The 24,811-nt window shown below is 72.3% G+C and carries 18 protein-coding genes; 13 read left to right on the forward strand and 5 right to left on the reverse strand.

Annotation, left to right across the window (positions count from 1 at the left end):
- Positions 1-2 precede the first annotated feature (2 nt).
- The gene (gene car, locus ACFXKZ_RS05855; protein WP_379996780.1) at positions 3-3,539 is read right to left on the reverse strand and encodes a carboxylic acid reductase; all 3,537 of its coding nucleotides are present in this window, start codon (positions 3,537-3,539) and stop codon (positions 3-5) included.
- Between the two features lie 67 nt (positions 3,540-3,606).
- Positions 3,607-5,031, reverse strand: a complete 1,425-nt coding sequence (locus ACFXKZ_RS05860) for an MFS transporter (RefSeq protein WP_379996782.1) — start codon at positions 5,029-5,031, stop codon at positions 3,607-3,609.
- 325 nt (positions 5,032-5,356) lie between these two features.
- On the opposite strand from ACFXKZ_RS05860, the gene ACFXKZ_RS05865 reads away from it, so the two are divergent.
- Genes ACFXKZ_RS05865 through ACFXKZ_RS05920 form a run of 12 tightly spaced genes read left to right on the forward strand, consistent with a single transcriptional unit; the run spans position 5,357 to position 17,792 of the window.
- Positions 5,357-7,021 carry a 2-isopropylmalate synthase gene (locus ACFXKZ_RS05865; protein ID WP_379996784.1) on the forward strand — a complete coding sequence of 555 codons (1,665 nt, stop codon included), beginning with the start codon at positions 5,357-5,359 and terminating at the stop codon, positions 7,019-7,021.
- On the forward strand, positions 7,018-7,521 hold the full coding sequence (locus tag ACFXKZ_RS05870) for a MaoC family dehydratase (protein WP_379996786.1): 504 nt from the start codon (positions 7,018-7,020) through the stop codon (positions 7,519-7,521). Before ACFXKZ_RS05865 ends, ACFXKZ_RS05870 begins: the two co-directional genes overlap by 4 nt.
- A complete protein-coding gene (locus tag ACFXKZ_RS05875; protein ID WP_379996788.1) occupies positions 7,518-8,471 on the forward strand; it encodes an isopenicillin N synthase family dioxygenase in 954 nt (317 codons plus the stop codon). Before ACFXKZ_RS05870 ends, ACFXKZ_RS05875 begins: the two co-directional genes overlap by 4 nt.
- Complete coding sequence (locus ACFXKZ_RS05880) at positions 8,468-9,316, forward strand: HpcH/HpaI aldolase/citrate lyase family protein (protein ID WP_379996790.1); 849 nt, start codon at positions 8,468-8,470, stop codon at positions 9,314-9,316. The genes ACFXKZ_RS05875 and ACFXKZ_RS05880 overlap by 4 nt, the downstream gene beginning before the upstream one ends.
- A gap of 45 nt (positions 9,317-9,361) precedes the next feature.
- Positions 9,362-10,264: a hypothetical protein gene (locus tag ACFXKZ_RS05885; RefSeq protein WP_379996792.1), complete on the forward strand. Its 903-nt coding sequence runs from the start codon at positions 9,362-9,364 to the stop codon at positions 10,262-10,264.
- A complete protein-coding gene (locus ACFXKZ_RS05890; protein WP_379996794.1) occupies positions 10,261-11,181 on the forward strand; it encodes an alpha/beta hydrolase in 921 nt (306 codons plus the stop codon). Before ACFXKZ_RS05885 ends, ACFXKZ_RS05890 begins: the two co-directional genes overlap by 4 nt.
- Positions 11,178-12,404, forward strand: a complete 1,227-nt coding sequence (locus ACFXKZ_RS05895; RefSeq protein WP_379996796.1) for an aminotransferase class I/II-fold pyridoxal phosphate-dependent enzyme — start codon at positions 11,178-11,180, stop codon at positions 12,402-12,404. Before ACFXKZ_RS05890 ends, ACFXKZ_RS05895 begins: the two co-directional genes overlap by 4 nt.
- Positions 12,401-13,288 (forward strand): ornithine cyclodeaminase family protein, encoded by an 888-nt coding sequence (locus ACFXKZ_RS05900; RefSeq protein ID WP_379996798.1) that lies wholly within the window; start codon positions 12,401-12,403, stop codon positions 13,286-13,288. Before ACFXKZ_RS05895 ends, ACFXKZ_RS05900 begins: the two co-directional genes overlap by 4 nt.
- A 45-nt stretch (positions 13,289-13,333) precedes the next feature.
- Positions 13,334-14,809, forward strand: a complete 1,476-nt coding sequence (locus ACFXKZ_RS05905; protein ID WP_379996800.1) for an aminopeptidase P family protein — start codon at positions 13,334-13,336, stop codon at positions 14,807-14,809.
- A complete protein-coding gene (locus ACFXKZ_RS05910; RefSeq protein ID WP_379996802.1) occupies positions 14,806-15,045 on the forward strand; it encodes a hypothetical protein in 240 nt (79 codons plus the stop codon). Before ACFXKZ_RS05905 ends, ACFXKZ_RS05910 begins: the two co-directional genes overlap by 4 nt.
- Entirely contained in the window at positions 15,038-16,552 is a 1,515-nt protein-coding gene (locus ACFXKZ_RS05915; RefSeq protein ID WP_379996804.1) for an amidase, read from the forward strand. Before ACFXKZ_RS05910 ends, ACFXKZ_RS05915 begins: the two co-directional genes overlap by 8 nt.
- Complete coding sequence (locus ACFXKZ_RS05920) at positions 16,539-17,792, forward strand: hypothetical protein (RefSeq protein WP_379996806.1); 1,254 nt, start codon at positions 16,539-16,541, stop codon at positions 17,790-17,792. The genes ACFXKZ_RS05915 and ACFXKZ_RS05920 overlap by 14 nt, the downstream gene beginning before the upstream one ends.
- On the opposite strand, the gene ACFXKZ_RS05925 is transcribed toward ACFXKZ_RS05920, so the two are convergent.
- Together ACFXKZ_RS05925 and ACFXKZ_RS05930 are read right to left on the reverse strand one after the other, a co-directional pair.
- Entirely contained in the window at positions 17,782-20,757 is a 2,976-nt protein-coding gene (locus ACFXKZ_RS05925) for a LuxR C-terminal-related transcriptional regulator (protein WP_379996808.1), read from the reverse strand. The genes ACFXKZ_RS05920 and ACFXKZ_RS05925 overlap by 11 nt on opposite strands.
- Positions 20,754-22,178, reverse strand: a complete 1,425-nt coding sequence (locus tag ACFXKZ_RS05930) for an aminopeptidase P family protein (RefSeq protein WP_379997318.1) — start codon at positions 22,176-22,178, stop codon at positions 20,754-20,756. Before ACFXKZ_RS05930 ends, ACFXKZ_RS05925 begins: the two co-directional genes overlap by 4 nt.
- Positions 22,179-22,519: 341 nt before the next feature.
- On the opposite strand from ACFXKZ_RS05930, the gene ACFXKZ_RS05935 reads away from it, so the two are divergent.
- Positions 22,520-23,134, forward strand: coding sequence for a zinc ribbon domain-containing protein (locus ACFXKZ_RS05935; protein ID WP_379996810.1), 615 nt, complete (start codon positions 22,520-22,522; stop codon positions 23,132-23,134).
- A gap of 66 nt (positions 23,135-23,200) precedes the next feature.
- On the opposite strand, the gene ACFXKZ_RS05940 is transcribed toward ACFXKZ_RS05935, so the two are convergent.
- A complete protein-coding gene (locus ACFXKZ_RS05940) occupies positions 23,201-24,052 on the reverse strand; it encodes an acyl-CoA thioesterase (protein WP_379996811.1) in 852 nt (283 codons plus the stop codon).
- Positions 24,053-24,811 lie beyond the last annotated feature (759 nt).

Consider the following 24,811-nt stretch of genomic DNA (forward strand, 5'->3'; position numbering starts at 1 on the left):
CCTCACAGGAGACCGAGGCCGCGCAGGTCGGCGACACACTTGGCGAGGTAGTCCGGCGTGATCGACGGGACGGGCTCGCCGCCGACGGCGGCCAGCGCGGCGGTGAAGCGGGCGTTGGGGACGGCGCCCGCCGGTCGCGGTTCGCTCGGTCGAGCATAGGCCGGGAGCAGCGGGAGCAGTGAACCCCGGCGCTGCTCCTCGGGCAGTCCGCGCAGGGCCGCCTCGAACCGCATGCGCCACTGCTCGTAGTCGGCGAACCGGCGGATCGGGTGTCCGGCGGTGATCAGCCAGTCCACCATCTGGTCCAGGGAGACGCCGTCGTCGTTGGCGTTGACCGCGTGGTAGGTGCGGTAGCCGTCCGTGGCGTCGGCGCCGAGCGCGGCGATCGCCGTCGCGGTGAAGTCGACGGGCAGACCGCTGTAGTGCGCTCGGCGGCGTCGCCCGTCCGCGTCGAGGTGGTGGAAGGAGAGCGGCGCCATGCCGGTCGCCACCACGCTGAGGATCAGCCGGGTGAACCGGTCGGGCAGGTTGACCACACCCGGCAGCCGGCGGTGGGCCAGGATCATGTCCGGCCGAAATACCGTCACCGGCAGGCCCGTTCGCTCATGGGCGGTGCGCAGCAGCCCCTCGCCGGCCCACTTGCCGGTGGCGTATCCGTTCGCGTCGGAGCCGTCCAGCCGGCGCACCGGTGCCGCGGTGCGTACGTCGACGCTCTCGTCGAGCACCGATCCGTCGGGCTCCAGCGCGGCGGCGATGGTGGACACGAACGTGAACGGCTTCGCCGGGCCGGTGAGCGCGAGTTCGATCAACTCGGCCGTGCCGACCACGTTCGGGCCGAACAACCGGCCGTACGGCAGCACGTGGTTGACCAGGGCCGCGGCGTGCACGATGCGATCCGTCTCGGCGGCCAGCCGCCGCCAGGTCGACGTGTCCAGGCCGAGGCGCGGCGCGGACACGTCGGCGGCCGGCACCTCCAGATGCGGGGCGGCGACCTCGTCGAACCAGCCGGGCCGATCCGCCGACGCGGCACGCAGGCAGCGCACCACCCGCTCCCGGGCCGCCGCGTCGTCGTCCGCGCGGGTCGGACAGATCAGCCGGCCGCCGGTGTCGGCCATCCGCCGTAGCCACTCCACGGCCAAGAACGCGCCCAGATAGCCGGTCGCGCCGGTGAGCAGGACGTTCGCGGCCGGCGCCGCGGACGGCCGGCTCGCGGGGCGGCGGATCAGTCCCGCGTCCATGAACCGCTCGGGGGTCAGCTCGCTCGCGCGCACCTCGACGGCATCGCGGCCGTGGATCGAGGCGAAGGTGGGCCGGACCGGGTGCGATTCCCGGGCCGCGCCGAGATGGTCCGCGATGCGGGCCAGGGTCGCGGTGGGGCCGAGGACGAGCTGAACCGGGACCTCCACGTCGAAGATCTGCTCCAGCACGGTCGCGAAGGTGTGTGCGGACAGCGAGTCGCCGCCCAGCTCGGCGAATCCGGCGTCCGGGCGCAATGCCGACGCGGGATGCCCGAGGGTGACCTGTACCGCGGCGAGGACCGCGTCCAGGGGCGCCGCGTGCGGCCCGGCGGCCCGCAGTGCGGCGAACCGACCGGCCCGACCCGCCGCGATGTCCGCGTACAACCGCTCCAGGCGGGCGCCGTAGCGGGCGACGAGGGCGGGGCGCAACGGCTTGCCGATCCCCGACAGCAGCCCGTTGGCCACCGTGAACGGCTCGGGTTCCAGGATCACGTCGTGCGGGATTTCGTACGCCGCCAACCCCGCGTCGCGGGCCAGTTCGCGCATCGCGTCGAGGATCCTCGCCCGGGTCGTGTCGTCGTCCGCCGGCTCCGAGCTGTGGGCGGGGACCACCACGGCGAGCAGGAACGCCTGTTCCGGGCTGCCGTAGACGTGGATCTGCGCGATGTGCGGGCTGCTCGCGTACAGCGCCTCCAGCCGGGAGATCGCCACGAACTCGCCCTGGGACAACTTGACCACGTTGTTCGTGCGGTCGACGTAGACCAGGTGATCCGGGGCGAGTTCGGCGAACACGTCGCCCGTGCGGTAGTAGCCGTCCGCGTCGAACGCCCGGGCGTCGACCTCGGGTTGCCGAAAATAGCCGGGCACCATCCCCACCGACTTGAGCCGCAGTTCGCCGCGCGGGTGGGGCTTGTCCGTGCCGAAGTAGCCCAGTTCCGGGACGTCCACCAGTCGGTAGTCGAGCACCGGTGGCCGCCGTACGCGCCCGTCGACGACCACCGCCCGGGTGGTCTCCGTCGAGCCGTAGCAGTCCACGATCCGGGTGCCGAGCACCCGGGCCATGAACGTGTGCATCGCGGCCGACAGCGGCGCGCTGCCGCACAGGGCACTGATGATCCGGCCGCCGAGCATGCCGTCCCGGATCCGGTCGCGCGCGGTCGCCTCGGCGCTCGACGCGTCGGTGTCGGCGCCCGTTTCGGTCACGGCGCGCGAGACGCGGTCGACTTCGAGCAGGTAGCGCTGATGCACCATGTCGCAGATCCTCGGCACCAGACTCAGCACGGTGGGCCGGGACAGCCGGATGTCGTCGAACAGGGTGGACATGTCGCCGCGCGCGGCGAAGAACCCGATGCCGCCCGAGGACAGTCCGGAGATCAGCCAGGCCCGGCCGTTGACGTGGCTCATCGGCATGTAGTGCAGCACGATCGTCGGCAGCGGGGTGTCGGGGCTCGCCCCGGCGTTGGTCATGCCGCCGCGCCCGTTCTGCCACATCCGGGTGATCATCGACGCGGTGTAGATCGCGCCCTTGGGCGTGCCGGTGCTGCCGGACGTGTAGATCAGGCCGACCAGTCGATCCGGATCGCCGTCGTCCCGGGCCGGCACCGTGGGCAGCGTTTCCCCGCGCCGCAGTTCGTCGGCGAGCGAGACCACCGCGGCGCGCCCGGTCAGCTTGTCCGCGGCGGCGCGCAGCGCTTCCCGATGCGCGTCCACGCGGGCATCGTGGTCGAAGACCACCAGGCGCTCGACGGACGCGGATCGCAGTACGGTTTCGACCGCCACGTCGATCGCGTCCAGATCGGCCGCGAGGATCCGGGGCGCCGTCTCCGCGACGATCGGCGCCAGCCGCACGGCGGGGGAGCCGGTCGGCAGTGGGACCGCGACCGCGCCCAGGTACATGCAGGCCAGGTCGATCGTGGCATGGTCGACGCCGGTGAACCCGACCACCGCGACGAAGTCACCCATGCGTAGGCCGCCTTCGACACTCTCGGCCCACGCGCCGGCGAGCGCCACCACCCGCCGCCACACCTCGGCATAGCCGAACATCTCGAATTCCGGCAGCAATTCCAGCGTGGCGCGGCCGGTGTCGGGATCGTGGACGAGCCGTTCGGCGCGTCGGGCCAGCGCCGGTCGGTCCGCGTATCCGCGCATCGCGGCGGCGATGGTGCCCACGAGGCTGCCGTCGCACCCGGCGATGGCGTCGGCGACGCTCGGCGAGGGGATCGCGCGGGCGAATTCGGGGTCGTGCGCCCGAAGCGCGGTGACCCGGGCCGCGAGGTCGTGATCCGTCTGATGCTCAGGCATGAGTGCTCCGATGGGTGACGAGTCGGATGAATCGGCGGCCCGAGAGGCGGGAAGGACGCGGTTTCGGCTAGCCGGTGTGTGCGGGCAGTCGCCGCCCGCCGACGGCCGTGGCCACCGCCATCAGCAGGTAGACCACCACGGCCGCGGTGGCGGGCGCGGCGATCGTGTCGCCGGACTGGAGACCTCCGATCAGCGCGACGCCGATCATGGTTCCCGAACTGCGCGCCGCCGAGAGCAGTCCACTGGCGATCGCCGTGCGGTGCTCCGGGGCGGTCGCCATCACCAGGGTGATCTGCGGCACGGTCGCCAGACCGAAGCCGAGTCCGATGAAGGTGAGCCCGACACCGACGCCGATCGGGGTCTCGCCGCCGAGAAGGATCAGCAACACGCCGCCGATTGTGGTCGATACGGTCGCGATGGCCAGCACCCGGAAGGCACCCAGTCGGGCGTTGACCCGCCCGGCGACCAGGGGCATGAAGGTGATCGGCAATGCGGAGGGCAGGAAGCACAGTCCGGTGGCGACCGGCCCGTAGCCGTGCACCTGCTGGAGGAACACGCTGATCGCGAAGACCAGTCCGTAGTAGCCGACGAACAGCAGCAGACCCACCAGCACGAATTCGCGGAACCCCGGGGCCCGGAACAGATCGCCCGGAATCATCGGGAACGTACACGCCCGTTGCCACAGCACGAAGGCGACGAGCCCGACCAGCGCGATGCCGGCCGCCGTCACGGGCAGCGGATGGGTCCAACCCAGTTCGTGCCCCTCGGTCAGCGCCAACGCGACGCCGCCCAGTACGACGATGGCGAGCAACTGCCCGAGCAAATCCTGGGGTTCCCTGGCCGCGGGCGCTGCGTCCGGCCCCTTCTCACGCCCGGGCATGTGGCGGGCCGCGAGCCACAGCGTGATCACCACGATCGGCGCGTTGACCAGGAAGATGCTCCGCCAGCCGATCGCGCCGACCAGCGCCCCGCCCAGAACGGGACCGAACGCGACCGGACTTCCGGCCACCATCGCCCAGACGGCGACCGCCTTGGCGCGTTCGTTCGCCTCCTTGTAGGTATCGCTGAGCATCACCAGCGACGCGGGCACGAGCAACACCGCGCCCAGTCCCTGGCCGGCCCGCATCGCCACCAACACCGCGCCGTTCGGGGCCAGTCCGCACAACACCGAGGCCACCCCGAACACCGCCGTGCCCACACGGAACACGGACACCGACCCGTAGCGCCCGACCGCCGCGGCGCCGGCCAGCACCAGACTGGCCAGCACGATCACGTACGCGTCGACCACGAGTTGCATCGTGGCCAGGCTCGCGTGCAGGTCGGTGCGGATCGCCGGGATCGCCACGTTCACGATGCTGATGTCGATGACCATCATCCCGTAGCCCAGGCTGACCACCGTCAGTACGCGGCCGGGACGCGGCGGTGCGTGAGCCGTCCCGGGCGTGCGGTGGTCGGAACCGGTCGAGTTGGCCATGAGGTTGCCGTTTCGCATGAGGCGACGAGTGCGGGCGTGCGAACCGACGCGGTCTCGCGGACCGCCGAGCGGTGCCGGGCAGGGTCGATCGGTGCGCCGAAATCCTATCCGGGGGCAAACCGGGGACGTCAACCTGGAAATCTGTCGGACCCGCCCGAATGCGCGCCATTGATCCGATTCCAGGGTTCGCTCTAGAGGTTCCTCTGATTTCCGCGGGGCCCGCCGCCGGCTACGTTCGGGGCGCCGCCAACTGCGAGAGGAATTCATCGTGGGAGTGAGTGGAACGGGCTCACCATTTTCTGCGCCGAGACGGATCCCCGGTTTTCCGCAGCGTCCCTCGTCGATGCCGTTTCACCGCTACACGCGGGACGACCCGGTGTTGCCGACGGGCCGGGACGGTGGGGCGAGGGCATGGCCGGACCGGGTGCTCGACCGTGCGCCGGTGTGGGCTTCGGTCGACCTCAGGGACGGGAACCAGGCCCTGGCCGAGCCCATGGACCTGCGCCGGAAGAAGCGCATGTTCGACCTGCTGGTCGGGCTCGGTTTCAAGGACATCGAGATCGGATATCCGGCGGCGAGCGTCGACGATTTCGACTTCGTTCGCGAACTGGTGATCAAGAACGGAATTCCGGACGACGTCACCGTATCGGTTTTCACCCCGGCCAGAACCGAACTCGTCGAGCGCACCTTCGACGCCATTCGCGGCGCGGAACGTGCGGTGGTGCATTTGTGCCACGCGACCGCGTGCCTGTGGCGCGACGTGGTGTTCGGCATGTCGCGCGCCGAGGTGTTGCGGATGGCCGTCACCGGCGCGGAGGACCTGGTACGGCTCGCCGAGCGGGAGACCGGCGCGGACATCCGCTTCGAGTACTCGCCCGAGACGTTCAACGTCACCGAGCCGGACTTCGCCCTGGAGATCGCCGACCGGGTCGCCGCCGTCGTCGACGCGTGTCCGGACCGGCCGCTCGTGCTCAACCTCCCGACCACCGTGGAGACCCACTCGCCCAACGTCTTCGCCGACCAGATCGAGTGGATGCACCGCAACCTGGACCGCCGCGACTCGATCGTGTTGTCCGTGCATCCGCACAACGACCGGGGTACCGCCGTCGCCTCCGCCGAACTGGCCCTGATGGCCGGGGCGGACCGGGTCGAGGGCACGCTGTTCGGCAACGGCGAGCGCACCGGCAACGTGTGCCTGGTGACCCTCGCGCTCAACCTCTTCGGCCGTGGCGTGGATCCGGAACTGGAACTCTCCGACATCGACGCGGTCCGCGAGATCGTCGAGGACTGCAACCGCCTGCCGGTGCACCCGCGACACCCGTACGCCGGCGACCTCGTCTACACCGCCTTCTCCGGCACCCACCAGGACGCCATCGCCAAGGGCCTGGCGGCACTGGCCGCGCGGGCCGGTGGGGACCCGACGAACGCGCCGTGGCAGGTCCCGTATCTGCCGATCGACCCCCGGGACGTCGGCCGCGACTACGAGGCGATCATCCGGGTGAACAGCCAGTCGGGCAAGGGCGGTATCGCCTACGTCCTCAAGGCCGGCTGGGGGCTGGACCTGCCGGTCGGACTGCGTCGCGACTTCGCCGGCGTCGTGCAGGACGTCACCGATGCCACGGGGCGCGAACTGGACCCGCAGGACATCTGGCGGCTGTTCCGGGAGACCTACTGCGCCGAGCCGAGTGCCGTCTCCCGGGGCGCGGCCGACGAGCACGAGGTGATCGAGGAACTGACCGCCGCGTACGGCGTCGAGTTCACCCGGGTGCTGGTCGCCGACGCGAAGGACTCGACCGTCTGCTTCGTGGAACTCGGCACGGCGAGCGCCGCGTTCTGGGGTGTCGGCCTCGCCGGCGGGGCCACGGACGCGGCCCTGCGCGCGGGCCGCTCCGCGCTGCGCCGCGCCGGCGTGGACGCGGAGGCGGGCGGGGGAGCCGTCGTCGACACGGGCGGGACAGCGGCCCTCGACACCGGCGGCGCCGAGAGCGGACGAGGAGGATCGCGATGAGGACGAACGCCTTCCACACCGTCGCCCCAGGGACCTACCGGGAGGACGGCGGCCTGGAATACGAGGACTTCGTCCCCGACGAGGTCGTCGAACACCGACCCGGCCGCACGATCACCATGACCGACAACGTGTGGAGTTCGCTGCTCTGCCTCAACCAGCACCCGCTGCACATCGACGCCGTATACGCCGAACAGACCGGCTTCGGCCGCATCGTGGTCTCCAGCCTGGTCACCTTCGGCATCGTCAACGGGATGACCGTGGCCACGATCAGCGCCAAGGGCGTGGCCAACCTCGGCTGGGACAAGGTGCGGTTGTCCGCCCCCGTGTTCGTCGGCGACACCCTCTACGCCCGGACCCGCATCCTCGCCAAACGCGAGTCGAAAACCCGCCCCGACGAGGGGATCGTCACCGTGCACACCACGGGCCTGAACCAGGACGGCGTGACCGTGATCGCCTTCGACCGGACCATCCTCGTCCCCCGACGGAAGGAAGACCGATGATCCCGGTCGTCGACCTGACGGCAGCTCGCACGGACGCCGACGCCGAACGCGCCGTCGCCGAGGAGATCTCCCGGGCCTGCAAGGGCACAGGTTTCTTCATCGTGCGCGGCCACGGCATCGCCACCGACGTGTTCACCGACGCCTACGCCGCCTCGCTGCGCTTCTTCGGGCTCCCACTCGAGACCAAACACGAGTTCGCGATGCGCACCAGCACGGTGCGCGGCGACAACGACTACAGCCCCTACGGATACAGCGCGCTGTTGTCCGAGAACGCCTACGCCTACACGGGCCGGGCCGGCATGCCGTCGGACTACGTGGAGAAGTTCAGCGTCGGCCGACTGATCCTGGACGACGACGAGGAACTGCCGTTCCCCACCGACCCGGACGGCACGGCGCTGCGCGGCGCGCTGAAGCGGTACTTCGCGGCCTGCGAGAGTGTGTCCGACCGGATCGCCGAACTCCTCGCGCTGGCCCTGGACCTGCCCCGCGACTTCTTCGCGATCCGCACCGACACCTCGAACGACTCGCTCCGCTCGCACCTGTACCCGGGCATCGCCCCGGAGTTCGTCAATGACCAGGGCATGGGGCAGCACACCGACGGCACGCTGATCACCCTGCTCACCCAGGACGGCCCGGGCCTGCAGATCCGCGACCGCGCAGGCGAGTGGCTGGACGTGGACGTGCGCGAGCAGGACACGTTCATCGTCAACATCGGTGACCTGATGGCCCGTTGGTCCAACGACGAGTACGTCTCCACGCCGCACCGGGTCCGGCTGGACGTACGCCGCAGGCAGTCGATCGCGTTCTTCAAGCTGGCCAACGACGACACCGTCATCGACTGCTTCCCCGCGTTCGTCAAGGACCGGCCCGCCCGGTACGAACCGATCCGCTACGAGGAGTTCTCGCTGCGGAAGATGAATCTGCTGTTCGGAAGGGAGAGCGCGCGATGAGAGCGCACGCGAGCCTGCTCTACACCCCCGCACTGCGCGTGGCGTCGGTGGCCGAACCCGGCCGGATGCGCGCGGACATGCTGGTGTTGGACCTGGAGGACTCCATCCACCCGGCCCGCAAGGTCGAGGCGCGCGAGGCCCTGGCCGGCGCCGACCTGACCCGGGCCGAACTGCCCGCCCTCGGACTGCGGGTGAACACCATCGCCACGTACGACGGCCTGGCGGACATGCGGTTCCTGCTCGACGCCGACGCGATGATCGGCGGCGTCCCGGTCGACGTGGTCTTCATCCCGAAGATCGCCGGGGCGGGCGACGTGGCGGTGTATCGCTCGCTGCTCTCGCACACCTCGCGCCCGCCCAGTGTGTGCAGCTTCATCGAGACCGTCGACGCGGTGGAGAACGCCCTGGAGATCGCCGAGGTCAGCGACGGGCTGTGCTTCGGACAGGCCGATCTGACCGCCGAGTTGTACGCCCCGAGCGAGGTTTACCTCGACCACGCCCGGGCCCGGTTGTGTGCCGCGGCGTCCCGGTACCGGGTGCCCGCCATCGACACCAACTCCTTCGAACTGCACGACCCGGACCTGGTCGAGGCCCAGTGCCGGGCCGCCCGAAGCATCGGATTCACCGGCAAGGCGGCGATCCACCCCCGCCAGGTGGACGTGATCGCCGCGACCTTCGCGGTCGGCGCCGACGAACTCGCCGAATACCGGCGCGTGGTGGCGGACTACGACAGCACGCCCTACGGCTTCGCGGTCGAGAAGGACCGCGTGCTCGCCCCGCCGTTCGTGCTGCGCGCCCGCCGCATGCTCGCCCTGCACACGGCCGACGCCGACGCCGCGTCGTAACCCGACGCCGCCTCGTAACCCGCACTCGTGAATCGGGAGATCCCAGTGAAGATCCTGCCGCAGGACACGATCGTCGACGTGTCGGCCTACCGTACGGAGTACGTGGACGGCCGGTTGCACGCGGTCGGCGACGAACTCGTCGACGAGCTCGTGAAGTTGGTGGCCGAGGGCCACGGTGTTGCGGTCTGCCGCGGCGTCGCGCGAACCCTGGCCGCCCACGGTCTGGACGTCCACGACGAGCACCACGCCGCGGTCGCTCGCGACTACCTCGAATCGTTGTTCCGTGCCTTCGGTGAGCGGGTGGACGTGGCCGCGTTCAGTCCCGTGGCGATCGGCTACGACCGGATCGCCGGGATGGACGTGGACGGATTCAACAAGAACCGGCACTTCACCCCGAACGACGACCACACCACCGCCCGTGAGTTCCTGACCACCAAGTGTGTGCACTTCGACGCCGCGACCCCGTTGATCGCCAACATCTACGGACCCAACCTCAACATCGTGGGCGGTCTGCCGGTGATCTGCGACACCCGCGCCTACCTCCGCGACGCGGAGGTCTCGCCCGCGGATCTGATCGAGCTGATGCCGCACAGCTTCAACGTGGCGGTCAAGGAGGAGCACGCGGAGCGCATCCTCGCCGACTACGCCGCCGCGGCGGATGTCGACCTGGACGCCGACCTGGTGATGATCGTGCTGTTCAACGAGGTGGACGGCGGACTGGCGCACGCCGGTTCGGCCCCGCGACCGGTCGACGCGCAGCAGCCCTCGCGCCGGCCCATCCGGCACTTGGAGTACCAGTTCCCCGACGCCGACGAACTGGCGAAGTGGTACGCGCACTACCGCCTGGAGGTCCCGGCGCCGGGTCTTGAGGTCCCCGACGAGGCCGCGCACGAGCGCTACCACCGGGGCGTGGAACGGGTCGGCGCCGACGGCGGGAACCCGCGATGACCACGGAGCGCACCGCGACCGGCGTGCCCACCATGTCGGAGCGGGACACGAGCGAACTGGAGGCGCTGCTCGCGGCGCTCACGGAGCGCGACTGGCCCGAGGACATCGACGAGGCCCGGGTGCACTACGACACCTGGGGCACGCCGATCGCCGCCGACATCGAGGTGACGGTGCGGGCCGGCGGATACCTGCTCACCCCGCCGAACGCGGAGGGCACCCGCACCGGTCTCTACCTGCACGGCGGCGGCTACGTGTACGGATCGTTGCGCAGCCACGGCGGCATGGTCGCCGAACTGGCCCGGGCGACCCGGTGCCGGATGTTCTTCGTCGACTACCGGCGTGCCCCCGAACACCCCTATCCCGCCGCGCTGGACGACGCGGTGGCGGCCTATCGCGAACTCCTCGCCGACGGCGTGGCGCCCTCGGACGTGGTGTTCGCGGGCGACTCGGCCGGCGGCGGGCTGACCCTGACGACCCTGCTCAAGGCCCGCGACCTGGGCCTGCCGCTGCCCGCCGCGGCGGCGTGCGTGTCGCCGTGGACCGACCTGACCGCCTCGGGCGAGACCTACCGCACCCTGGCCGCCGAGGACCCCCTGGTCAGCGCGGACGTGGTGGCCCTGGTTACCCGGTCCTACCTGGCCGGTGCCGCGCCCACGACTCCGTACGCATCGCCCCTGTACGCCGACCCGAGCGGACTGCCGCCGATCCTCGTCCAGGTCGGCAGTCGGGAGATCCTGCTCAGCGACGCGGAGCGTTTCGTCGCCGCGCTCGACCGGGCCGGATCCACCGGGGTGCTCGAAGTGTGGCCCGGCATGGTGCACGTGTGGCACCTGCACTACGCCCGCCTGGCCAAGGCACGCGAGGCCATCGACCGGCTCGGCGACTGGCTTCGCTCCCGAAGCGGGGCGGGCCGGTGAGCGAGGACGTCGTGGGACCACACCGCTTCCGCAACAACCGCACGATGGTGCCCGCGGCGGAGGCCGCCTGGGGGTTGTCCGAGAAGAACGGCATGCTCGGCCTGGTCGTCGAGGCCGTCGACGGCCAGAACCGGCTGCGCGAGCGCAGCTCCGGGCACGAGTTCGCCAACCTGTCGTCGTGCTCCTACCTGGGGTTCAACAGCCACCCCGCGGTGATCGAGGCGGGCCGCGCCGCGCTCGCCGAGGAACGCATCACCGGCCTGTCCATGGGCGAGTTCCGCATCCGGCTCGGCATCCTGGAACGCCTCGAAGCCGAACTGGCCGAGCACTTCGGGGCACACGTACTGCCGTCGGTGTCCTGCGGCGTGCTCAGCGCGGCGATCCTGCCGCTGCTCGCCTCCGGCCATCTCACCGACGGTGAACCCCTGGTCGTGGTCTTCGACCGGTTCGCGCACTTCTCGATGAACTTCCTCAAGCCGATCGTCGCCGACGAGACGCTTGTGCTCACCTGCCCGCACAACGACATGCAGTTCCTGGAGGACGTCTGCAAACGCCACCCGCGTGTGGCCTACGTCTGCGAGGGCGTCTACTCGGTCGGCGGCCAGGCCGACCTGGCCGGGATCCGCGAACTTCAAGACCGCTACGGCATGTTCGTCTACCTCGATGATTCGCACGCGCTGTCCGCACTGGGCGATCGCGGCGAGGGGTACGCCCGCCCGGTGTTCGCCGACCTCGGCTCCCGGACCCTGATCGTCGCCTCGATCGCCAAGGCGTTCGGCAGCACCGGCGGCATCGCGATGATCGGCGAGCGCGACGTCTTCGAATTCCTCTACCGGTCCGGACCGCTGGCCTGGTCGCAGGGGCTGCGCACGGCCGCGGTCGGCACCACCCTGGGCGCCCTGGACCTGCACCGGAGCCCGGAACTTCGCCGCCGTCAGCGGCAACTGGTCCGCAATATCGCCCTGTTCGACGAACGCCTGCGCGGACACGACCTCCGGGGCACCGGATCACACATCAAGTTCGTCACCGTCGGCGACAACGACCGGGCGGTCCGGCTGTCCACCGAGCTGTACCGGCGCGGCTACTACTGCTCCGCGATGTTCTTCCCGATCGTGCCGCGCGACCAGGCCGGCGTGCGGATGATGCTGCGCGGGGACATGCCGACCGCGCTGACCGAGCGGTTCGCCGACGACCTCGCGGACATCCTGACGGGGCTGGGATGACCCGCGTGCACACCGACGTCGCGACCACCGACGTCACCGCCGTGGCCGGGCTGATCCGCGAGGCGCTGCACAGCGGTGCGGTACGGCGGATGACCGTACCGCTGCGGCAGACCGTCGAGGACGCGCGAGGCGTGAAGTACCTGTCCATGCCCGCCGTTTCCACCGACCTCGGCCTCTACATCGCCAAGGTCGCCACCATCGCGCACGGGCCCGGGTCGACCGTGACCTCCGTGGTCCCGGTCTTCGCCACCTCTACCGGTGCACTGCTCACGGTCCTGGACGGCGCGCTCGTCACCAACCTCAAGTGCGCCGCGGTGACCGCCGTGGTCACCGACCGGTGCGCCGCTCCCGACGCGGCCGTGCTCGGCATCGTCGGCGCCGGCGTCCAGGCGTGGCAGCAATACCTCGGTGTCCGTGCCGTACGCGACATCGCACTCGTACGGGTCCACTCCCGCACCCCCGCGCACGCCGAGGCGCTGTGCGCGCGGATCCGGGCCGCCGGGCGGGCCCGGGCCCTGGTGTGCGCGTCGGCGGCGGAGGCCACCTCGGGGGCCGACGTGGTGGCCACGGCGACCACCTCGGTGGACCCGCTGCCGATCGCCGCGGACCTCCCCACGCATGTGCACGTCAACTGCATGGGCGCGCACACCACGACCTCACGTGAGGTCTCCCGCGAACTGCTCGCCTCCGCCACCCTCGTCGTCGAATCGATCGAGACCGCCGTCGCCGAAGCCGGCGTGATCCACCGTACGGCGCTGGACCTGGAGGCCCTGGAAACCGGTGACCACCCCGGCCTGGCCGGCCGCCCGACCGTGTTCAGCTCCACCGGCCACGCCGCACTCGACCTGATCACCTGCGCCCATCTGGCGCGCCCGTACCGCTGATCGCCGATCACCGATCGCCCGATCGTTTCGAAGGGAAGACCGCACGTGGGAAACGTCGGCAAGGAAGAACTCACCGGGGCGCACGACAACGACATCCCCGCCGCGTTCGTCGACTACATGACGGGCAACTGGCGCGAGCAGGAGACGACACTCGTCCCCGTGCCGCACGCGGAGCGTACGGCCGCCCGGCGCGCCGCACTGTCGCACGCCTTCCCGGGCGAGACCCTGGTGGTGCCGACCGGGCGCATCCAATGGCGCAGCTACGGCGCGCCCTACCCGTTCCGGGGCGGCAGCGACCTGATCTGGCTGACGGCGGATCAGGACCCGAACTCGGTACTGGTCCTGCACCCGATCGGCGGCGGCCACGACGCGGTGTTGTACGTCGACCCCCGGCACGGCCCGGCGTCGGGCGTCGGCTACCTGGACCGCATCCTCGGCGAGGTCTGGCAGGGGCGCTGCCTGTCGCCGGAGGAGAAGTCAGCGGTACTGGGCGTGCAGGCCCGCCCGATCGGCGAACTCCCGGCGGTACTGGGCCGGATCACCGGTCCGATGCGGGTTCTGCGCGGCTACGACACCGGCATCGACCGGGAGTTGTTGCCCGCGACCACCGAGAACGCCGTCCGGGACGCGCTGTTGGCGAGCGTGCTGGCCGAACTGCGGTTGCCCAAGGACGACTGGGAGCTGGCACAGCTCCAGGAGGCCGTCGACATCACCGTGCGCGGCTTCGAGGACGTCGCCCGCGTGCTGCCGAGCGAACGCGCCGTCTCGGAGCGGCTGTTGGAGGGCATCTTCGCCACCCGGGCGCGCCACGACGGCAACGGTGTGGGCTACGCCTCGATCGTCGCCGCCGGTGCGCACGCCACCACGCTGCACTGGGTCCGCAACGACGGCGAGGTGCGGCCGGACGGGCTGCTGCTGATGGACATGGGCGCCGAGGCGCGCAGTTGCTACACGGCCGACGTGACCCGGACCTGGCCGGTGTCGGGCGGGTTCAGCGCCGCCGAGCGGGACGTCTACGACATCGTGCACGCGGCGCGCGACGCCGGCCTGGCCGCGATCGCCCCCGGGGTCGCGTTCGAGGACATCGACCTGGCCTGCAAGCGGGTACAGATCGAGGGGCTGCGCGACCTGGGCCTGGTCAAGGTCGGCGTGGAGGAGGCGCTCGCCGACAAGCGGCAGCCGTACCGGCGGTGGACGCTGGCCGCGTTCGGCCACATGCTCGGCCTGGACGTGCACGACTGCGGCCACGCACGGCCCGAGCACTACGCCCAGGGGGTGCTGCGCGAGCGCCACGTGCTCACCATGGAACCGGGCATCTACCTGCAACCGCACGACGAACTGGTCCCGGAGGGGCTGCGTGGGATCGGCGTGCGGATCGAGGACGACGTACGGGTGACGGCCGACGGCGCGCGGGTGATGTCGGACGCGCTGCCGGTCGCGGCGGCCGACGTCGAGGCGTGGCTGGCCGCGCAACGCGAGGCGGGCCCGCGCCTGCCCGGCGACGATGGCCGCCCGGCGTGAGCGCCGACTCCGCCGCAGCCGGCGCCGAGCGGGGCGCCGAAGCCGCCGAAGCCGCCGAAGCCGCCGAGGCCGGAGAGGTCGGCCAGGTCGCCGATCGGGAGTTCGCCGTCGTGCTCGCACGGCTCGGTATCGACATTCCGCCGGATCTGGCCCCGGGCGTCCTGGCCGGCTACCGCTCGCTGCGGGCGCAGATGGAGCTGCTGCGCGAAAGGGAAAGGGGGAGCGCCGATGTCTGAGCCCGAGACTGTGCCCGACACCGTCCCGTCCCGTCCCGGCGGGCTCGCCGCGCTCTCCGTCGCGGAGGCCGGCGCCCTGCTGCGGGCCGGGCGGCTCACCTCGGTGGACCTCGTCGAGCACGCGCTGAGCCGGATCGAGGCGCACGACGCGACGCTGCACGCCTTCGTCCTGGTCCTGCGCGAGCAGGCGCTGCGCCGCGCCCGGCAGGCCGACCTGGACCTGCGCGCGGGCCTGGACCGCGGCCCGCTGCACGGCATCCCGTACGCGCTCAAGGACATCTTCGCGGCCGAGGGAGTGCCGACCACCAACCAGTCGTGGCTGACCGTGTCCGACACGGCCACCGAGGACAGCGCCGTCGAGGCCCGGCTGCGGGCCGGCGGCGCGGTGCTGCTGGGCAAGCTGGCCACCTACGAATTCGCGCTCGGCGGACCGAGCCGGGACCTGCCCTTCCCGGCGGCGGTCAATCCGTGGAACCCGGAGCACATCCCCAGCGGTTCGTCCTCGGGCGCGGGCGTTGCGGTGGCCGCCGGGTTCCTGCGCGTCGCGTTCGGATCGGACACCGCCGGCTCGATTCGCGGGCCGGCGTTCCACTGCGGGGTGGTCGGCCTCAAGCCGACCTATGGCAGCGTCTCCGGTCACGGCGCCACCCCGCTGTCGTACACCATGGACCACTTCGGGCCGCTGGGCTGGACGGTCGCCGACACCGCCGCGGCGTTCCGGGCCGTGGCCGGCCCCGACACCCGCGATCCACGCACCCGCGACGCACCGGTGGGGGAAGGGCCGGATCGACTCGACGGGGACGTGCAGGGGTTGCGGGTGGCGTACTCGACCGCCTGGTATGCCGCCGACCCGGCCACCCGGCCGGAGATCGTCGCGGGCATCGAACGTGCCCTGACCCACCTCGACCGGCTCGGCGCGATCGTCGAGGAGTGCGAACTCCCGCCCTACGAAACGCTGAACGCCTGCGGTCGGATCATTTTGGCGGCCGAGGGCTTCGCCGTACACGAGCACAATCTGCGCGGCTTCCCCTGGTCGTACGGGCGGTACACCTACCAGAAGCTGATGCCCGGAGCCGGGATCGGCGCGAGCGACCTGCTGCGCGCCCTGGCGGTGCGCGGGCAACTCGTCGAGGAGTTTCGGCACCGGGTGTTCGCCGAGCACGACGTGTTGATCACCGCCTGCGGCCAGGCCACCGCGTCCCGGTTCGACGACTTTCCCACCGACTGGCCGCCGCCGAGGCTGGCCAACGACATGCAGACGATCCCGTTCGCGGTCACCGGACATCCGGCCATGTCGCTGCCGATCGGGTTCGCCGGCAACGGCCTGCCGATCGGATTGCAGCTCGTGGGGCGCGAGTTCGGCGAGGCCGACCTGTTCCGGGCGGGCGCGGCCATCGAGGCCGGGTTCGGCCGCCGCGACGTCCGGCCGCCGGCGTTCGGGACCGGCCCGGACACCACGCGCCGCCGACCCGACCCCGATGCGGAGCCCGCCGATGTTCGCCGCTGAGAACCGCCCCTTCCTGACCGAGTTGTCCGCCGCCCACAAACCCGACGAACTCGCGCTGGCCCGCGCCGCCTCCGACCGGCACCTGCGCGATCTCGGCTTCCTCTTCCCGACCCTGCCCACACACTTCCGGATGGATCGCGGCACACACGACGAACTGCACACCGCCACCGTCCGGTTGGTCTCGGCGCACGAGAAGGTGATGCGGCACGTATGCGCGACGTTGTCGCCCACCGAACTGGCCGAGACCTTCCACATCCCGGCGGCGATGGCCGGACACATCGACTGCGCCCGGCTGGGCCCGGGCCTCGCGCTGGCCCGCGCCGACATCATCCCCACCGAAACCGGCTACGCCTTCTGCGAGTTGAACACCTTCTCCGGTGTCGGCGCCGGCGAGTGCCACCACAGTGCGAAGTTGTACGCCGACCTGCTCGGCCGTCCCGTCGCGGGCGGGTCGCCGTTTCTGGACCTTGCCCTGCACTACGTGGACCGGTGCAACCGGCTGGGCCTGGAACGCGTGGTCGTGCTCGACTGTGTGCGGCACGCCCGACGCGGCTACGGCCGGGACCAACCCCTGATGGACTATCTGCGGCTGCTCGCACCCGACCTCGAAGTCGCCTACCGCGACGAGACCACCTATCCGGCGCAGTGGCTGCGTCCGGAGCAGGCCCGGAAGACCCTCGTGCACCGGCTGATCACCTTCGGCGACACCGACGACGAGGGCGCCTTCCTCCGGTCGGTCGCCGACAGCGGTGCCACCGTCACGTCCCTGTTCGAGGCGGAACTCGGTATGCACCGCCGGTGGTTCTCGCTGCTGTGCGATCCCGACCTGGCCCACCTGCTGGACGCCGACGAACGCGAGACGGTGCGCCGGTACGTGCCCACCACCTTCGACCTCGACCCGGACACTCTCGACGACGTGCTGGCCGCCCGCGCCGACTACGTCTTCAAGCACAGCTACAGCTACGGCGGCGACGGTGTGCTGATCGGCGCCGAACACTCCGAGCCCGCGCTGCGCGCCCGGATCGTGGCCGACGGCGTCGGCACCTGGACCGCGCAGCGTATGGTGCGCGCGGCCACGCTCGACCTGCCGACCGCCGACGGCGGCACCGCCACACACCGGTTCGTGCTCGGCGTCTACGCCTACGGCGACCGTACGAACGGGGCGCTGGTGCGGGCCTCGGCCGCGTCCACGGTGGTCAACGCCTCCCGGGGGGCGGTGTCCTGGGCCTTCACCGACTGACCGCGGACGGCGGTGGGTCGTTCGGGGTCCGGCGCCCGTCCCGGTGCCCGAGTTCGGTGAGTTCGCGGTGTACGAGCGCCACCAACTGGACCCGGGAGCGTACCCCGAGCTTGCGGTAGATCCGGGTCAGCATCGCCTCGACGGTCTTGACGCTGACGTAGAGGGAGTTCGCGATGTCGCGGTTGCCGCGGCCGTCGGCGACCAGGTCGACGATCCGCTGCTCCGCCTCGGTCAGTCCCGCGAGCCCGGCCGGCGCGCCGGCGCGTTCCGGCGGGGCGGGCGCCCACAGCGGCGCACCCGCGGCGCGGAAGACCGCCTCGGCCGCTGCGTACGACTCCCGGGCCCGGGCCGGGCGGCGGCGCCGATGTTCGACGGCCGACCGGGCCAGCAGGACCCGGCCGCACTCCAGCGGATAGACCAGGCGCTCGAAGCCGGCGAGCGCCGTGGTCAACAACTGCTCGGCGGGAGTGAACCGGCCCGCCGCCGCGTGGCACAGCGCCTCGGCCCGGTCCAGCGCGGCCAGTACGCTCGGCCGCGCCAACTCCGCCGCGCGATCCCGCACTTCCGCGACCGTCCGGGTCGCGGCCTCGACATCGCCGGCGGCGACCAGGGCCTCGGCGAGATCGGCGTGGTAGGGGATCGCGGCCGGATCCCCGATGCACAACTCCCGGGTCAGGTCCCGGACCCGGAGCAGATCGGCCAGTGCGCCGGCGGTGTCGCGCCGGAACAGGCGGACGGCGCCGGACAGGTGCAGGCAGTGCGCGGCGAATACCGAATCCGTTTCCTCCTCCGAGGCGGCCAGGCCCAACTCGGCGTAGGTGAGCGCCTGTTCCAGGGTGCCGCCGGCGAGTTCGGCGGTGGCCGCCGCAAACCACGGCGGGCCGGGGGAGGCGCCCACCTCCCGGGCCAGCGCCACGAGCCGGGCGGCCTCCTCACGGGCGGTGCGGCCGTCGCCGGTGTGTGCGTGGAGTTGCACCGCGCTGCCGAGCAGCCGGACCAGGTCGGCGGGGCCGTTGCCGTCGCCGACCAGCGGGCGGAGCCGGCCGAGCAGGCGCTCGGCCTCGGCGGGGCGACCCTCCAGAAGCGCGAAGCAAAGGGCCACGCGACGGGGGTCGTGGATGATCCGGGCTCCGGCGGTGGTCGGGTCGGGGCCGTGGTCGGTGATGGTGGAGGCCGAGCCCGGGGCGGGGGAGGCGTCCCGGCCCGGGCTCGGGCCGTGCCCGGTGCCCGGGGCCGGGGTGATGCCGCCCCGCGGCTCCGGAGCGTCCCCGCCACCGCGCTCCGGGGTCCGGCGCAGGGGCACGGGGCGCCTTCCTTTCGGGTCGCGCCCGCCGGTCGCCTCCGCCTCCGCCTCCGCGCCCGCCGCCAGTGCGCGGCGCAGCGTGTCGACGTGGTCCGGGGTGCCCCGGCCCTGTTGGATCCGGGCCGCCATGGTCAGTGCCGCGGCTCGGCCCGCCGGGTCGCCGGCGCGTTCGGCCCACGTCACGGCGTGCTCCGCGTGGGTGAGGGCGTCGGCGGGATATCCCCGGTCCAGGTGCGCGCTCCAGGCCAGCCGCAGATGGGCCGCCGAGACCAGCGCCGGTTCGGCGGCGGCGGTGGCGTCGGCCAGGGCCTGCGCGGCGACGTCGGCGAGCAGGGCGGCGCCTCGCCCGGCGGCGTCGAGGACGGCGAATCGGGCCCGGGCCCGTGCCGCCGGTCCGGCCCGGCTGCGGACCAGGCGGTCCAGTGCGGTTCGGGCCAGGTCGAAGCGCCCGGCCGCCTCGGCGTCCCGGGCGGCGGTCACGAGCAGGTCCGGGCGACCGCCGCCGGCCCGGTCGACCGCGAGGAGTGCGAACTCGGCGGCCCGGATGTGGTCGCCGCGCCCCCGGGCGGTCGCGGCGGCGGCGGCGAGGCCCGGCACGAGGTCCGGCGCGGTCTCGGTCGCGCCCAGTGCGCACGCCGCGTGCCAGGCCCGGTCGTCGGCCGCGAGCGAGGCCGCCGCCAACACCCGGTGTGCCCGGCGTACGGCCTCGCCGCCCGCCTCGGCGACGATCCCCTCCCGCACCACCGGCGCCGCGAAGACCACCGCCCCGGCCGTCACCCGGACCACCCCCGCGGCCTCCGCGGCGGCCAGCGCTGCCTCGGCCGACGATCCCGCGGCGCGACGCACACCGGCCGGCGTGGGATCCGCAGCGAGCGCGGCCAACAGCAATACCCGGCGCACCGGTTCGGCCAGATCGGCCAACCGGGCGCGCATCGCATGGCGCGCGTACGGGGCCAGCGGCGTGGCGTCCAGGGCGCCGATCGGGATCCCGGCGCGGGCCAGCCCGGCGGCGATGTCCGAGACCAGGCGCGGACTGCCACCGGTCGCCGTGTGGATCCGGGCGGCGGCACGCAGCGGGATGCCGAACGAGCGCACCACTGCGACCGATTCCTGCGGCCCCAGCGGCGGGATGCCGATCTCGACCGCGCCGCCGCCCAGCACGTCGTGCGGCGACGGCCCGTCCGGGCGCAACGCGGCAAGGAGCGAGACACTGCCCCGGCTGCGCCGCGCCGCGAACCCGAACACATCCAGACTGCCCGGGCCCCACCACTGCACATCGTCGGCGGCGAGCAACGGCCGGGCCCGCCGCCCCCAGGCATGCAGGCAGGACAGCACGGTGACCCGGAAGGTGGTGGTGTCCGGCTCGGGCCCGCCCACCCGGCGCAGTACCCAGTCCATCGCCGACCGCTGGAGATCGGACAGTTCGCCGCGTACCTCGGCCGGACACGCGGAGAACAGATCCATCAGCGGTGCGTAGGCGATCTGCGCATCGGCGCGGGCCGAACTGAGCCGCACCACCGGATCCCCGGCCGCCTGCCACGCGGTGCAAACGTCGTCCAGGACCTGCGACTTGCCGAACCCGGTGGGCCCGACCACCGCCACCGCGCCGGCCCGCCGTAACTGTCCGCCTACCTGATCCACCAGCGGGCGGCGCGTGGTCATCGCAGCGACGCCATCCAGGACTCGACCTCGTCCGCGCCGCGCGGCAGTCCGGCGGACAGACACAGCGCCCCGTCGGCCGTGATCAGGAAGTCGTCCTCGATCCGGACCCCGATGCCGCGCAGTTCCTCCGGGATGGTCAGATCGTCCGGCTGGAAGTACAGCCCGGGCTCGACGGTGAGCACGTGGCCGGCCTCCAGGGTGCCGCCCAGGTAGTTGTGCCGGCGGGCCGCGGCGCAGTCGTGGCAGTCCAGGCCGAGCATGTGGCCGGAGCCGCAGATGGTGAAGCGGCGGTACAACCCCGAGCCGGGCGCGAGCGCCGCCTCCGCGCCGCCGGGCAACAGGCCCCAGTCGTCCAGTCCTTCGGCGACCACGCGCATCGCGGCGTCGTGGAAGTCGCCGAACGGCGCGCCCGGGCGCAGCGCCGCGATGCCGGCCGACTGGGCGGCGAACACCAGGTCGTAGACCCGGCGTTGCACGTCGCTGAAGCGTCCGTTGACGGGCAGGGTGCGGGTGACGTCGCCGGTGTAGAAGGAGTCGGCCTCGATCCCGGCGTCCAGGAGCAGCAGTTCGCCGTCGCGCACCGGGCCGTCGTTGTGCATCCAGTGCAGGACGCAGGCATGCGCGCCGGCCGCCGCGATGGTCTCGAAGCCCAGGCCGTAACCCTCCAGACGGGCCCGCCGGTTGAACGTGCCCTCCACCCAGCGCTCGCCCCGGGCCAGGGTCGTGGCATGCCGCAACTCGCCGACCACGTCGTGGAATCCGGCGACCGTGTAGTCCACGGCCGCGCGCATCTGCTCGATCTCCCACTCGTCCTTGACCAATCGCGACTCCGACAGCCAGGTGAGCAGCTCGGCCTCCGCCTCGGCCGGCCGCACCGCCGGGATCAGCGCGTCGACGAGCGTGTCCTCGCCGCGTACCACCCGGGTCGGCACGTTCCCGCCGAGGGCGCGTTCCAGGTTCTCGCGCGGGGCGGCCTCGATCCCGAGCGCGTCCGAGGTCTCCGACAGCGTGCGCCGGCGGCCGACCCAGAACTCGCCGTGGTGCCGGTCGCTGTACAGTTCCGCGCCGCCCGGTCCGCCGCGCGGGGAGCGCTGCCGGGTGAACAGCACGACCGAGTGCCCGGTCCCGGTGGGCTCGAAGACCAACACGCTGTCGGGAACGGCCTGGGTGCCCTGCTCGGCGGTGAGGTGTACGAACGCCGAGTGCGGACGGAACGTGTAGTCGAAGTCGTTGCTGCGGGTCTTCAACCCGCCCGACGGGACCACGATCCGCTCGCCGGGAAATCGCTCGGACAATGCCGCGCGCCGCTTGGCCGCGTACGCGGCCCCGGGTAGGGGAGGCAACTTCCGGCTGGTGTCCGCCCACCCCTGCCGGAAGGACGCGGCCAGCGCGGCCGACACCTCACGGTCGTGACTCTCGATCCCGTCGGTCTCCTGCTGCCGCTCCACCGTGTGCCCCGAATCGTCGTCGCCTGGTTTCGAAGGACGGTACCATTTCACATGTGACACTTCTATGGCCTTGAAGGCTTTGCCGCGCGGCCGAACGGCGGTCGATCGGGGGCGGTGCGTCGAGCGGTGGAGCCGTTGCCCGGGTGGGCGGGTGGCGGCGCGCCCGAGTCGTCGGGCGCGTGGCGCGCGGGTGCGCGGGCGCGCGCGTGCGTGTTCGGCCCACGCGGTCCGGTGCGGTCGCATACCCACGGGAGACCTGTCGTGGCGGTGTGGGAGCATCGTGCCGGCCAACGCGACGACGGGGAATCGAGAACATGCTCATCTGGGGTTTCAAGACCATATTCAGAACACTTTCGGGGGGCGTCTTCCACTGCCCGCAGTGCGGAGGTGATCGGCAGTATCACCTCAAGCAGGCCCGCCGCTGGTTCACCCTGTTCTTCATCCCGATCTTCCCGTTCAAGCAGCAGGGCACCCACGTCGAGTGCGCGACGTGTGGCGGCACCTTCCACGACACCGTGCTGCAGGGCGCGACCAGCGCCCAGATCTCCGCGCAACTCGCGCAGGGCATGCGGGCGTTGGCGGTGGCCGTGCTGCGGGTGACGGGCATGCCGTCCACCGCGGCCCGCACCGTGGCCGCGGGTGCCGTGGCCGAGGCGGGCGTGGCCGGGTACACGGTCGCCCAACTGGACGCGGACCTGGCCGGCGCGCCGGTCGACCTGCCGCCGATCCTGGTCCCGCTCGGCGACCAACTCCAGCCGCAGGGCCGGGAATGGCTGCTCTCCCGGGCGGCCTTGATCGCCGCGGCCGACGGCGGCATCGGCTCCGCCGAGCGGGCCCTGCTCGACCAGGTCGGCGGCCTGCTCCAGATGACCCCGGCCCACGTCACCGGCGTCGTCGAGACCGCGCAGCGCAACGTGCCGCGCGGCTGACCGCACTCTCGCCCGACCGCCGAGGTCCCGCCTGCCCCGTCGAACGGGCGGGCGGGATCTCGGCGTTCAACGGGACTGCGACGGTCGGGTACGCCCGCCGGCCGGATCCGGTGCACCCCGATCGGCCAGGATCCGGCGGGCCTGGCGGCCCAGGGCGAGCAGGCGCCCGTCCGCCGTCCATACCGCGCTGTCGTCCAGAGCCCAGCCGTTGCCGGCGTGCTCGGTACGCATCCGGACCAGCGCCCACCCGGACACCGGGCCGTCGTCGAGCGCGTTGCCGAAGTGCACCGTCAACTCGGCCGACGGGGCCGCCCTGGGCCGGGTCCACCGGGCGAACAGCGCGGGTGGCAGGGCGTCCGCCAGGATCACCACGGCCGCCGCGTCCAGTGCGCGCCGGTCGGCGAACCGGATCCACGCGAGCAACTCCGGGTCGGCGGCGCCGGACAGCGGCAGGTTCGGCCCGGCCGGGCGGATCTCCAGGTGCTCCCCGAACGCGACCAGGCCGGCCGGCAGGGCGAGCGCGTCGCAGCGGTCCGGCGGCGGCACGGTGGGCGCGGGGGAGCCGGCCTCGTCCGGCCCGGGACGCCGGGCGCCGAAGACGGCCGAGCCGAACAGCACCGGGGCGCCCTCCTGCGCGGCGCGGAACGAGGCGACCGAACTGCCCCGGCCGGCATGCTCCACCGTGCCGGTCAGCCGGAACGGGCGCTCGTCCACCGGCCTGAGGAAGTGCGCGTTGATCGTCCGCGCGGACCGGTCCGTGCCCGACCGCGCGACCACGTCGTCCCGCATCGCCTCCAGCGCGAGTGCCACCAGGCTCCCGCCGTGCGCACCCTCCCACGACCACCACGACCGGTCCACGGTGAACTCGCGCACCGACGAGGAGGCCACCTGCGCCACCGCCGTCCCTGCCTGCTCCATACCGGCACCTCCCGACAACTGGGTTGGAAATCCAAACTCACTATATCCCTGGGCGTGCCCGCCGGTTCGGATGGGGGCCTACGCGGTTCGCCACCCACCGGGGCTGCGCGAACTGCGTCCCTTCGCGGTCGAGTTGCCTCGATCGGGCGGGTGGAGCGTGCCGCCGGCCCGGTCCGACGGCCCGATTTCGCCCTCCGGGCCGGGGAATTGGGGTCGCGGCGGACAAAGTGACGGGTTGTTCGCCGTCGGCGGAGGGTTCGGGGCGTCCGGGTGGGTATCGAAGGAGCAGGTGGCGCGCGTCGCGTACACCGCGGCCTCTGCGCCGGACCGGGAACGACCAGGAGGACGCGGCCATGACACGGATCAGGATCGTCAAACGTCCCGTTTCCCCGCGGCCGCAGCCGCCGGCGGATCTGCGCACACCATCCGGGCGCCCGATGCCCTATTGATCCCGATGCCGACTCGGCGAGGGCCACCGGGTGTGCTGATCACGACCGTCGCGATCACCACACTCCACTGACGGGCGCCCGCAGGGTGGTGTCCACACGTCCGCGACCTGCTCGACCGTCGCGGTCGCCGATACCGTCGCCCTGGCCTTGGTGCTCGCGCGCGGCGAGGACATCATTGCGCCGGTCGGCGCACCGTCGGGACCGGTTGACCGAGGCCCTGGGCACGCTCGACGTCGCGAACCGGGCCGGCGCCGAGATCGCCCGCCGCGTCGACGGCCGGGGCCTGGCGCATCACCCATTCATGCCGCCG

The organism is Embleya sp. NPDC059237 (assembly GCF_042754105.1).
Classification (GTDB): domain Bacteria; phylum Actinomycetota; class Actinomycetes; order Streptomycetales; family Streptomycetaceae; genus Embleya.